The sequence below is a fragment of the Pandoraea cepalis genome, from assembly GCF_902459625.1.
Lineage (GTDB): Bacteria > Pseudomonadota > Gammaproteobacteria > Burkholderiales > Burkholderiaceae > Pandoraea > Pandoraea cepalis.
On record NZ_CABPRY010000003.1, the window covers coordinates 197,465 to 209,443 of the forward strand.

General features: G+C 65.6%; 11 protein-coding genes. 6 read left to right on the forward strand and 5 right to left on the reverse strand.

The window, feature by feature from the left end; all coding sequences use genetic code 11:
- Positions 1-29: 29 nt before the first annotated feature.
- The 6 genes from PCE31107_RS09030 (at position 30) to PCE31107_RS09055 (ending at position 6,757) form a co-directional block, all read left to right on the forward strand.
- A complete protein-coding gene (locus PCE31107_RS09030) occupies positions 30-770 on the forward strand; it encodes a 3-ketoacyl-ACP reductase (RefSeq protein ID WP_026131972.1) in 741 nt (246 codons plus the stop codon).
- Positions 771-934: 164 nt separating this feature from the next.
- A complete protein-coding gene (gene phaR, locus PCE31107_RS09035) occupies positions 935-1,510 on the forward strand; it encodes a polyhydroxyalkanoate synthesis repressor PhaR (protein WP_150607853.1) in 576 nt (191 codons plus the stop codon).
- Positions 1,511-1,765: 255 nt separating this feature from the next.
- Positions 1,766-3,133, forward strand: a complete 1,368-nt coding sequence (gene rimO / locus PCE31107_RS09040; protein WP_150607855.1) for a 30S ribosomal protein S12 methylthiotransferase RimO — start codon at positions 1,766-1,768, stop codon at positions 3,131-3,133.
- Positions 3,133-4,068 carry a sugar kinase gene (locus PCE31107_RS09045; protein ID WP_150607857.1) on the forward strand — a complete coding sequence of 312 codons (936 nt, stop codon included), beginning with the start codon at positions 3,133-3,135 and terminating at the stop codon, positions 4,066-4,068. The genes rimO and PCE31107_RS09045 overlap by 1 nt, the downstream gene beginning before the upstream one ends.
- A gap of 237 nt (positions 4,069-4,305) precedes the next feature.
- Positions 4,306-5,487, forward strand: a complete 1,182-nt coding sequence (gene bktB / locus PCE31107_RS09050; protein ID WP_150607859.1) for a beta-ketothiolase BktB — start codon at positions 4,306-4,308, stop codon at positions 5,485-5,487.
- A gap of 52 nt (positions 5,488-5,539) precedes the next feature.
- On the forward strand, positions 5,540-6,757 hold the full coding sequence (locus tag PCE31107_RS09055; RefSeq protein WP_150607861.1) for a cystathionine beta-lyase: 1,218 nt from the start codon (positions 5,540-5,542) through the stop codon (positions 6,755-6,757).
- A 58-nt stretch (positions 6,758-6,815) separates the two neighbouring features.
- Here the strand turns inward: PCE31107_RS09055 and serB are convergent, their stop codons facing one another.
- The 5 genes from serB to PCE31107_RS09080 form a co-directional block, all read right to left on the reverse strand.
- Positions 6,816-7,730: a phosphoserine phosphatase SerB gene (gene serB, locus PCE31107_RS09060; protein WP_246181797.1), complete on the reverse strand. Its 915-nt coding sequence runs from the start codon at positions 7,728-7,730 to the stop codon at positions 6,816-6,818.
- 187 nt (positions 7,731-7,917) lie between these two features.
- Positions 7,918-8,934, reverse strand: a complete 1,017-nt coding sequence (locus tag PCE31107_RS09065; RefSeq protein WP_150607862.1) for a GlxA family transcriptional regulator — start codon at positions 8,932-8,934, stop codon at positions 7,918-7,920.
- A 58-nt stretch (positions 8,935-8,992) separates the two neighbouring features.
- A complete protein-coding gene (locus tag PCE31107_RS09070; protein ID WP_150607864.1) occupies positions 8,993-9,559 on the reverse strand; it encodes a cysteine hydrolase family protein in 567 nt (188 codons plus the stop codon).
- A 157-nt stretch (positions 9,560-9,716) separates the two neighbouring features.
- On the reverse strand, positions 9,717-10,742 hold the full coding sequence (locus tag PCE31107_RS09075; protein WP_174966596.1) for an ornithine cyclodeaminase family protein: 1,026 nt from the start codon (positions 10,740-10,742) through the stop codon (positions 9,717-9,719).
- A 141-nt stretch (positions 10,743-10,883) separates the two neighbouring features.
- Positions 10,884-11,912 (reverse strand): threonine/serine dehydratase family protein, encoded by a 1,029-nt coding sequence (locus tag PCE31107_RS09080; protein WP_150607868.1) that lies wholly within the window; start codon positions 11,910-11,912, stop codon positions 10,884-10,886.
- Positions 11,913-11,979 lie beyond the last annotated feature (67 nt).

Consider the following 11,979-nt stretch of genomic DNA (forward strand, 5'->3'; position numbering starts at 1 on the left):
AGATGCCGCTATTTTGGGGGAAGCTTTCCATGACTCAACGCATTGCATATGTGACAGGTGGGATGGGCGGTATTGGTACGTCCATTTGCCAGCGGCTGCACAAGGATGGCTTCAAGGTGGTGGCGGGTTGCGGGCCGAATTCGCCGCGCCGCGTGAAGTGGCTGGAAGATCAGAAGGCGATGGGGTTCGACTTTATCGCGTCCGAAGGTAATGTTGGCGACTGGGAATCCACGACGGCCGCGTTCAACAAGGTCAAGGCCGAGGTCGGCGAGGTCGACGTGCTGGTGAACAATGCGGGCATCACGCGCGATGTCGTCTTCCGCAAGATGACCCGCGAGGACTGGGATGCCGTCATCGACACCAACCTCACGAGCCTGTTCAACGTGACCAAGCAGGTCATCGAGGGCATGTGCGAGCGTGGTTGGGGCCGCATCATCAACATTTCGTCGGTCAACGGGCAAAAGGGGCAGTTCGGTCAGACCAACTACTCGACGGCCAAGGCCGGTATCCACGGCTTCACGATGTCGCTGGCACAGGAAGTGGCGACCAAGGGCGTGACGGTCAACACGGTGTCCCCGGGGTATATCGGGACGGACATGGTGCGCTCGATTCGTCAGGACGTGCTGGACAAGATCGTGGCCACGATTCCGGTCAAGCGTCTGGGCGAACCGGGTGAGATCGGGTCCATCGTGGCATGGCTGGCATCGGAAGACTCCGGCTTCTCGACGGGGGCGGATTTCTCGCTCAACGGCGGCCTGCACATGGGCTAAGCGGGATCGGGGCGTAGGGGGCGCGACGGGCGACACCCGCGCTGCGCGCCCCGTTGCGGGTTAGGGCTTTGCCGCATAGCAGCAAACGTCCTAGAATCGATAATATGTGACTAACCCCGACCGCCGGTCGGGGAAGTCCTTCATAAAAGCAGGAAACCCACCGCATGGCCGCGAGCAAGAAGACTGACGAACGCCTGATCAAAAAGTATCCGAACCGGCGTCTGTACGATACCCAGACCAGCACGTACATCACCCTTGCCGATGTGAAGCAATTGGTACTCGAGACCGAGGAGTTCAAGGTCGTCGACGCCAAGTCGGGTGAGGATCTGACGCGCAGCATTCTGCTGCAGATCATTCTGGAAGAAGAAACCGGCGGCGTGCCGATGTTCTCGAGCGCCATGCTCTCGCAGATCATTCGTTTCTATGGGCATGCGCTGCAGGGCATGATGGGCACGTATCTCGAGAAGAATATCCAGACGTTCATCGAAATTCAGAACAAGCTGGCCGATCAGTCGAAGGGCATCTACGAAGGCGCGTCGTTCAACCCGGACGTCTGGGCGCAATTCATGAACATGCAGGCGCCGATGATGCAGGGCATGATGACCAACTACATCGAGCAGTCGAAGAACCTGTTCGTGCAGATGCAAGAGCAGATGCAGACCCAGGCGAAGTCGATGTTCAATACGTTCCCGTTCCCGGGAACGCCGGGCGCGCCGGGCGACCCGAACAAGAAGCCCTGACGGTTGGCCGACGTTGCGATGTGGCACGGGGCGCGCAACGTAACGATCGGCAACATAGTTGGAACGCCCCACGGGCGAACAGGGTAAAATACGCGGTTGTTCGCCGCGAGGTACTTCTTGCGGCGGTTTCGGCGGCAGGCAGGATCTGCGTCTCGCACGGTGTTTCGGCATTGCGGGGGATGCGCCAGGAGTGGCTGAGGTCGCTGCTTCGCCGGCCGATCGTTCCCCGTATTTTCTAGATCAGGATTTCGCCCCATGTCCCGCCCATCGCCCGCCGGCACCCCCAAGGTCGGCTTCGTTTCGCTCGGATGCCCCAAGGCGCTGGTCGACTCCGAGCAAATCCTGACGCAACTGCGTGCCGAAGGTTACGACATCGCCGGTACCTATGACGGTGCCGATCTCGTGGTGGTCAATACTTGCGGCTTCATCGACGACGCCGTTCAGGAAAGCCTCGACGCCATCGGCGAGGCGCTGGCCGAAAACGGCAAGGTGATCGTCACCGGTTGCCTGGGCGCCAAAAAGGACGCCGCCGGTCAGGACATCGTAACGGCCGTGCACCCGAAGGTGCTGGCCGTCACCGGCCCCCACGCCCTGGGCGAAGTGATGAGCGCGGTGCATACGCATCTGCCAAAGCCGCACGATCCCTTCGCCGATCTTGTGCCGCCCGCCGGCATCAAGCTCACGCCGCGTCATTACGCGTATCTGAAGATCTCCGAAGGCTGCAACCATCGCTGCACGTTCTGCATCATCCCGTCGATGCGCGGCGATCTCGATTCGCGCCCGGTGGCCGAAGTGATGCTCGAGGCCGAGAACCTGTTCAAGGCCGGCGTGAAGGAGCTGCTGGTGATCTCGCAGGACACCAGCGCCTATGGTGTCGACGTGAAGTACCGCACCGGTTTTTGGGCGGGGCGTCCGCTCAAGACGCGCATGACCGAACTGGTCACGGCGCTGGGCGAACTGGCCAAGCAGTATGGCGCTTGGGTGCGATTGCACTACGTCTACCCGTACCCGCACGTCGACGAGATCATTCCGCTGATGGCCGAAGGCCACATCCTCCCGTATCTCGACGTGCCGCTGCAACACGCCCATCCGGACGTACTCAAGCGTATGAAGCGCCCGGCCTCGGGTGAGAAGAATCTCGAACGCATTCAGGCGTGGCGCAAGCTGTGCCCGGATCTGACGATCCGTAGCACCTTCATCGCGGGCTTCCCGGGGGAGACCGAGGCCGAGTTCGCGTATTTGCTGGACTTCCTGCGCGAGGCCGAACTGGACCGCGTGGGTTGTTTCGCCTATTCGCCGGTCGAGGGGGCCAAGGCCAACGAGTTGCCGGGTGCCTTGCCCGACGAAGTGCGCGAGGAGCGCCGCGCGCGCTTCATGGAAGTGGCCGAAGAGATCTCGGCGCAGCGCCAGCAGTGCAAGGTCGGCACGACGATTCAGGTCATCGTCGACGAGATCAATCAGGACGGTGGTGTGGCGCGCTCGGCGGCCGACGCCCCCGAAATCGACGGCCTCGTGTACATCGAGCCCACGTCCAAGGCGGCCAAGCGCCTGAAGGTCGGCGAGTTCGTGAACGTGACGGTGACCGGCGCCGACGGCCACGATCTGTGGGGCGAGGTGGTCTGATGGCGCTCACGCATACGTCAGGTCCGCACGTGCTGGCCATGGGCGAAGCCATGGTCGAGTTCAACCAGTCGCCCGACGACGCCCGCCAGTATTTGCAGGGCTTCGGCGGCGACACGTCCAACTTCGCCATCGCCGCGCGTCGCCAGGGCGTCAGCACGGGCTTCGTGAGCGCGCTCGGCGATGACCGCTTCGGTCGCATGCTGCTCGATTTGTGGCGTGAGGAAGCCGTCGATACGGACGCCGTTCGCATCGATGCGCAGGCCCCGACCGGCGTCTATTTCGTGTCGCACGACGAGCACGGGCACCATTTCGACTATCTGCGCGCGGGCTCCGCCGCGAGCCGTTATTGTCCCCAGGATCTGCCGCGCGAAGTGTTGGCGAGCGCATCGTTCCTGCACCTGTCCGGGATCAGCCTGGCGATCAGCGCGAGCGCTTGCGACGCTGCTTTCGAGGCGATGTCGACGATTCGCGCCGCCGGCGGCAAGGTGTCGTTCGATACGAATCTGCGCCTCAAGCTCTGGCCGTTGGCCCGCGCCCGCGCCACCATGCGCGAAGCCTTCAGCCTGACCGACGTCTGCCTGCCGAGTTGGGACGACGTGACGGCGGTCACTGGGCTGGACGATCGCGATGCGATCCTTGACGCACTGCTCTCGTATGGCGTGAAGGTCGTGGCGCTCAAGCTGGGTCGCGAAGGCTGCTATGTCGCCACGCCGGATGAGCGCCGTATCGTCGCGCCATACCCGGTAAAGGCCGTTGACGCCACCGGGGCCGGCGATTGCTTTGGCGGCGCTTTCGTGGCCCGTCTGGCGCTGGGCGACGATCCGTTCGCGGCGGCGCGCTACGCCAACGTCTGCGCAGCGTTGTCGACAACGGGTTACGGCGCTGTCGCGCCCGTGCCGCGTGCCGAGCAGGTGCTCCAGACACTGGCGGGCTGATCCGCATCAATGCTTGACCTACCGGGGCACGTCGATGCTCCGGTTTCCCCTCGCTTCGCGTCCCCCCCGACTTCCGTCGCTTGCGCCGCGTCCCGCCGCCGCGCGATGCGCGGCGCCCGACACGGCAGCCGTCCCCGCAAGCTCGCTCATCGAAGTTTCCCTCCACTGCGTCTGCCATCGCGGTAACCCTCGCGGCGCTATACTCATTGCCAACTGAAATTCACCCGGAGAAGAGACATGCAACGAGAAGTCGTGATCGTCAGCGGTGTGCGCACCGCGATTGGAGATTTTGGCGGCAGCCTGAAGGATTTCGCACCGACGCAGCTCGGCGCCATCGTCGCCCGCGAGGCCATGCTGCGCGCCCAGGTGGGCGGTGACGACGTCGGCCACGTGGTGTTCGGCAACGTCATTCATACCGAACCCAAGGACATGTATCTGGCTCGCGTGGCGTCCATCGAGGCGGGCGTTAGCCAGCATGCGCCCGCGATGACCGTCAATCGCCTGTGCGGCTCCGGTCTGCAGGCGGTCGTTTCTGCCGCGCAGTCGATTCTGCTGGGCGACACCGACGTGGCGATGGCGGGCGGCGCGGAGAGCATGAGCCGCGCGCCATACGTGATGCCGGGTGCCCGCTGGGGCACGCGCATGGGCGAATCGCGTCTGGTCGACATGATGCTCGGCGCGTTGCACGATCCCTTCGCCAACATTCATATGGGCGTGACGGCAGAGAACATCGCGAAGAAATGGGGTATCACGCGCGACGATCAGGATCGCCTCGCGGTCGAGTCGCATCAACGCGCCGCGCGCGCCATGGCGGCTGGCTATTTCAACGACCAGATCGTCCCTATCGCGATCAAGTCGAGGAAGGGCGAGGTGTCGTTCACCACCGATGAACATGTGCGTGCGGAAGTGACGCTGGCCGACATGGCGAAGCTGCGCCCCGTGTTCGAGAAGGACGGCACCGTCACGGCCGGGAACGCCTCGGGGCTTAACGATGCGGCCGCCGCGCTGATTCTGATGGAGCGCGCCGAAGCCGAGCGTCGCGGCGCCAAGCCGCTCGCGCGCCTGGTCAGCTACGCCCACGCCGGGGTCGATCCAAACTATATGGGCATCGGTCCGGTGCCGGCGTCGCGCAAGGCGCTTGAGCGCGCCGGGCTCAAGGTCGGCGATATCGATGTGGTGGAAGCCAACGAAGCATTCGCAGCGCAGGCGTGCGCGGTCACGCGCGACCTCGGATTCGATCCGGCCAAGGTGAATCCGAACGGTTCCGGCATTTCGCTGGGCCACCCGATCGGCGCGACCGGTGCCCTGATCACGGTCAAGGCTTTGCACGAGCTGCAGCGTATCGGCGGGCGCTATGCACTGGTGACGATGTGTATCGGCGGCGGCCAGGGCATTGCCGCCGTGTTCGAGCGCGTGTAAGTTACTCCCGGGGGCCGGTGTCGTTGCCGGCCCAAGTCTTTCCGGAGCCGTAATGACGCAAGACAACCGTAAGCCCCTCGACACGCCGGAAGCCAACGGCTGGCACTGGCAAACCAATATTCTGCATACCGACACCCACGTGCCGGCTGGTTTCACTGCGATGCCGGTGCCGGTGGCCCGCGCATCGACGGTGATCTTCCCCGATCTGGCCGCCATGCGCTCGCTCGACTGGAAGAACGACAGTCAGTGGCGCTATGGTCTGCATGCCACGCCCACATCGATGGAGTTGATGCGGCGACTGGCGGCGCTCGAAGGCGGCAGGCACTGCCTGCTGTTCCCGTCGGGACTTGCCGCGATCTCGAACGTGTACTTCGGCCTCGTCAAGAGCGGTGATGATGTCCTGATTCCAGACAACGCCTACGGTCCGAACCGAGAGCACGGCGACTGGCTCGCCGAATCGTTCGGCATCACCGTGCGCTATTACGATCCCATGATCGGTGACGGTATCGGCGCGCTGATTCAGCCCAACACGAAAGTGATCTGGCTCGAGGCCCCGGGCTCGGTGACGATGGAAGTCCCCGACGTGCCGGCCATCGCGCGCGTGGCGCGCGAGCGGGGCGTGCTCACGGCCATCGACAACACGTATTCCGCCGGCCTGGCGTTCCGTCCTTTCGATCACGGGGTGGACATCTCGGTGCAGGCCCTCACCAAGTACCAGTCGGGCGGTAGCGACGTGCTGATGGGCTCGGTCGTGACCGTCGACGATAACGTGCACCACCGTCTGAAGCAGGCGCGCATGCGCATGGGCGTGGGGGTGTCGGCCGACGATTGCAGCCTCGTGTTGCGCAGCCTGCCGAACATGCAGCTCCGCTTCGAGGCGCACGATCGTGCCGCGATGACGCTGGCGACGTGGCTGGCCACGCGTCACGAAATCGCAGCCGTGCTGCATCCGGCATTTGAGGATTGCCCCGGCCATGCGAATTTCCGTCGTGACTTCACGGGCGCGGGCGGCCTGTTCTCCGTGGTGTTCGACGAGCGCTACACGCCGGCGCAAATCGACGCATTCATCGAAGCGCTGCGCTTGTTCAAGATCGGTTTCAGTTGGGGCGGCGCGCACAGCCTGGTGGTGCCGTATCGCGTGCCGTCCATGCGCTCGGCAACGCCGTGGCCGCATAAGGGTGCGCTGGTGCGCTTCTATGTCGGTCTCGAAGACGTGCGCGATTTGCAGGCCGATATCGAAGCCAGTCTGACGGCGCACCTCGGCGCCTGAGGCAGGGAACGCGCGCCCACGAAGGGCGCCGCATCGTCGGCGCATCGCGCCGGCGATGTCAGTCCTTGCGGAACAGCGAGAGCAGGGCGTCCAGACCCGCGTAATTCAACGCGACGGACGCCTTCTCCCGCACCACGGGTTTTGCGCGAAACGCCACCGACAGCCCGGCGATGGCCATCATCTGCAGGTCGTTCGAGCCATCGCCCATGACGATCGCCTGAGCGGCGCTGGCGCCGAGCTGCGTCGCCACTTCGATCACGGTGCGCGCCTTGACCTCGGCGTTGACGATCTCGCCGAGCACACGGCCCGTGAGCTTGCCGTCGACGATCTCCAGCGTATTGGCGCGGGCGACATCCAGGTTCAAACGCGCCTTCAGCCGCTCCGTGAAGAACGTGAAGCCGCCGGATACCAGCAGCGTGCGGATGCCGAGTGCCTGAACGCCGCGCAGCATGGTTTCGGCGCCGGGCGAGAGTTGGAGGCGTTCGTCGAAGACCTTTTCCAGCGCGCTCGCGTCAAGTCCCTTGAGCAGCGCCACGCGCCGCGTGAGGCTCTCGTTGAAGTCCTTGATTTCGCCGCGCATGGCGGCTTCCGTGATGGCCGAGACTTCCGCCTTCAGTCCACAGTAGTCGGCAATCTCGTCGATGCACTCGATGGTGATGAGCGTCGAGTCCATGTCCATGGCCACGAGCTTGAAGTCTGTGAGGCGTCGGTGGCTGTCGACAAGGACCGCGTCGACCTGGTGCTGCTGGGCAAACGTGCCCATCGCCTCGCGCAGGGCGGGTGTATCGACGACGTCGGCAATGCGCGCCGCACCCGGGGTGAACGTGACGTTCGCGCCGGGCGCAAAGGCGCCGACCGCCGCTTGCAGGTGAGGCGGGAATGCCGTAGCGGGCAGGGTGGACGGGATGGACGAGGTTGACGGGGTGGGCGTAGCGGACGGGGTGCCGCCCAGAATGACGAGGTCGTGGGCCATCTTGAAGTCGAGAGTCACGCGTTTTGCGTGCGATCCCCATTCTACCGGGTTGCGGCGAGTCGGCGCTGGTTTCGCGAGGATTCACCCGCGTTGGGCCGTCTCGGCCGTCAAACGTTCCCCGCACACTTCGTCTGGCCTCTGCCGGCCTCTCCCGGCCTCTCCCGGCCTCTCCCGGCCTCTCCCGGCCTCAGCGCTCTCGGGCGATGCGTCGTGCGCGGCTCGGCGGGAGCGCGTCGAACTTGTGCCAGACGCGTCGCAGATGCCGGCTCGATCCGAAGCCGGTGCGCTCGGCGATGCGCTCCAGATCGAGCTGGCTGTTGCCGAGCATCTCGCGCGCCAGCGCGATGCGCAGCCGATGCAGGTAATCGATGGGCGCGACGCCGGCGTGCTCGCGAAAGAGTCGGGTCACGTGCCGTTCGCTCGCGCAGGCGATGTCTGCCATGGAGGCGAGCGTCCAGTCTTGCGAGGGATCGGCGGCGATGGCGTCTTGCACACGATGCAGTGCCGGGTGCAAATGGTTGCGGCCTTCGAGCCATGGGGACAACTGCGGGTCGGCGCCCGCACGCCGGGCGTAGACGACCATCTGCCGCGCAACGGCCGCCGCGCACATCGGGCCCGTGGCATCGGCGATGAGCGTGAGCATCAGATCGAGGCCGGTGGTCACGCCCGCACTCGTCCAGACATTCCCGTCATGCACGTAAAGCCGATTGTCGGCCACGCGGGCGCTCGGCGCCAACGTGCGCAGGGCGTCGCAACTGCCGTGATGCGTGGTGCAGGCGCGGGCATCGAGCAGTCCCGCGCGCGCGGCGAGCAGGGCGCCGGTGCAGATGCAGGCCAGTTGATGCGTGGGGCGCACGACGCGCCGAAGCCAAGCGATGGCAAGGGCTTCGGCATCGTCGGTGGGCGCCGCCGCAAGATCCGGTGCCGTGCCGCTGTCTGCTGCCTGAACCGGCAGCGGCTTCTCGACCGTTCCCGTGACGACCAGCCAGGCGTCGTCGGGGATCTCGCCGGGCAATACCGCGAGCGGTGCGACGCACAGGCCGATCGAGGTCGCCACCGAGGGCTGCGTGCCGACGTATTGCAACACGAAGCGCACGTCGTCCTGCTGGTGATTGGCGATGCGCAAGGCTTCGGCGGGGGCCGCCACGTCGAGCAGCAGCGCGTCGGGCATGACCAGCAGGTAGACGGGTTGCAGACGCGACATGGCGGCAGGCGTTCAGGTCAGATTCGGACAGCAGGGGCAAGGCGGTTTGATCACGACATTACACCGCGGCGAGCGCTTCCTCAACCGTCACGATGCGCGCGAAGCGATCGACGAGCACCGTTTCCGTGCGCTCCTTCAGCTCCGCCACCGACAGCTCGCGCCCGGTGCGTGGGTGCTGCATCGGGAACGTGAGGGTGGCTTCGGTGACGAAGTCCACAGCGTAACCAGCGTCGGACGCGGCGCGCGTGGTCGTCTCGCAGCACTGCTCGGTACGGATGCCAGAGACGATCAGGCGTGTGATGCCATGTTCAACGAGCCACGCGCCGAGCGTAGAGCCGGCCAGGGCACTGTGCTTGACCTTGTCCACCGTGAATACCGGGGCAACGCGCAATTCTTCGAGCGTGCGAACGAAGCCGGATTCGCGCGAGAAGGCGCCCGACCCAATGTGGAAGACCTGCACGACGGGCACGCCGCGTGCCACCGCGCCGTCGATGAGCGCCTGCTGGCGGTCGAAATACGCTGCGAGATCGTCTTCACGCCAATACGGGCGTTGGCGAAACGATTCCTGGGCGTCGATGACGAGCAGGGCGGTGCGGGAGATTTGGGCGGCTTGGCTTTGCGACATGAGCGACTCCGTGAGGTCGGGTGACGATGACGCCATCTTATGGCGTGTCCCGACGGCACGACAGGCCGCCCACGGACCGGAATCGGACGGATCCGGACATCACGCTGGATGACCCGTCGACCCCGTGGACCGCCCTCGCGACGGGCGCGTTCGGCGTTCAGATCGCGACGCGTGTGCCAATGCCCGCGGCTTGCGCGCGCTCGTAAAGCGCGGCGGCAAGGGCAACGTCCTGCGCGCCCATGCCAAGCGACTTGAACAGCGTGACGGCTTCGGGGTCGGAGCGCCCGGGGTGTTGGCCAATGACCAGCTCGCCAAGTTCCGCGAGCAGATCGGCCGGCCCGATGCGCCCTTCGGCAGCGGCGGCGAGATAGTCGCCGGATTCGTTGATCGTCGACTCGCGCCGGTCGACGAACAGTTGCGCGCGCGCCATGAGCGCCGTGTCGGCCTCGCGTTGACGCGGCGTGCTGCTGCCCACCAGGTTGACGTGCGTGCCCGGCGCGATCCAGTCCGCTTGCAGCACCGGTTCCGTGGCGTTGGTCACCGTGACTACGATGTCGGCGTCGCGCACGGCCGCCTCGACGCTCTGCGCGGCTTCGAGGCGAAAGCCGTAGTTCGGCTGCTCCTTGTCGACAAACGCCTGTGCGGTGGCGAGCGAGCGGCTCGCCACGCGCACGTGCTGCAGCTCGCGCGCCGCGGCGAGTGCCGCGAGATGCCAGTGCGCCTGATGACCGGCGCCGATCAGCGCGAGACGGCTGGCGTTGTGTCGGGCGAGCTGACGTGTCGCGAGCCCCGTCACGGCGGCCGTGCGAATGCCCGTGATCTCCGCCGCGTTCATGACCGCGAGGAGTTCCCCCGTCAGCCCGCTCATCAACAGGACGCAACCTTGATGCGGATCTTTTCCTTGAGCACTATTGCCGGGAAAGAAGGTGCCGACCTTCGCCCCATAGACCGGCAGGCCGGACGCCGTGCCGCCCAGGAATGCGGGCATCATCCCGAGCATGCCCTTGGCCCCGAGCGCTTCCGGTGGGCGAATGATCTGACGCAACGGCAGGTGAATCTGCTCACGCGCCAGCGCGCCGAACATCTCGGACATGACGGGAATCGCGTCGGCCACGGGCATGAGCGCGGCGATTTGCGTGGCGTCGAGCAGCAAGACCGGTGGCGTGGGAGAGGTGGCGGACATGGGCAATCCTGGTGACGGTGCTGGAAAACGCCTGAAGCGGCTGGAGGCCGAGCAACGACGCGACCGTCGGGTCGCGTCGGGAAACGGCATGGCTGTGGCGTAGCTGCGGCGCGATGCTGTATGAAGGCAGCGCGAGGCCGCTCAGTCGTTCGCTTGCGCCGCGAGGGCGGCTTCGATGTGCCGGTTGAACGTTGCCGTGTCGGTATTGGTGCCGCACAGCAGGACGCCCACGCGTTTGCCCATGAGCTTTTCGCGCAGCGGCCCCATCAGCGCAGCGGTGGCTGCGGCACATGCCGGCTCCACGGCGAGCTTGAGTTGGCGGAACAGCGTGAGCATGCCCGCGCGCATCTCGTCGTCGGTGACAGTGACCAGTTCGTCGATATGGCGTCGGCACAGCGTGTAGCTGTACTGCTCGGTGTGCGGCGCCATGAGGCTGTCGGCAATGCCGCTCATCGGCCCCATCTTGATCGGACCGCCCGCGGCGAAGCTCTGTGCCATCGCATCGGCACCCGCCGGCTCCACGCCATACACCTTCACGTGCGGGGCGAACAGCTTGAACGCTGTCGCCACCCCGGCAATCAGCCCGCCGCCACCGATGGGCACGATCACGGCGTCGAGGTCAGGGGCTTGCTGCGCCCACTCGTAGCCGAGCGTGGCCGTGCCCAGCACGGTACGGTAACCGTTGAAAGGATGCACGAAGTAACGGCCTTCCTCCTGCTCCACGCGCTTGACCACCTCGAACGCCTCATGCACGTTCTCCGCCAATATCAGATCTGCGCCGTACTGGCGGCACAGGGAGGAGCGTGCCGGGCTGGCCGTCTTGAGCATGACCGTCTTGGCCCCGACGCCCATCGCGCGCGCGGCGTACGCGACCGCCACGGCATGATTGCCGGCGGATACGCACGTCACGCCCGCCTTGCGCTGCGCGTCGTCGAGCGAGAGCAGATTCGAGAACGCGCCGCGCGCCTTGAACGTACCCGACGCCTGCAGCAGCTCGTACTTGAACGTCACCTGCGTGTCGCCCAGCGTCGGAAAGTCGCTGCGTGTGAAAACCGGCGTCGTACGCACGTAGGGGCGCAGCTTTTCGTGGAGTGCGGCAATGGCGTCCCGGGTCGGAACGGGTTGCGTGTCGATGGTGTCGGCGTGCGGGGCAGGGGTCGATTGCGTCACTTGGACATTGTCTCCGTAGTCGTGGAATCCCCGCAGGCCGCGACGCACACCGGTGAACGCGTGTGCG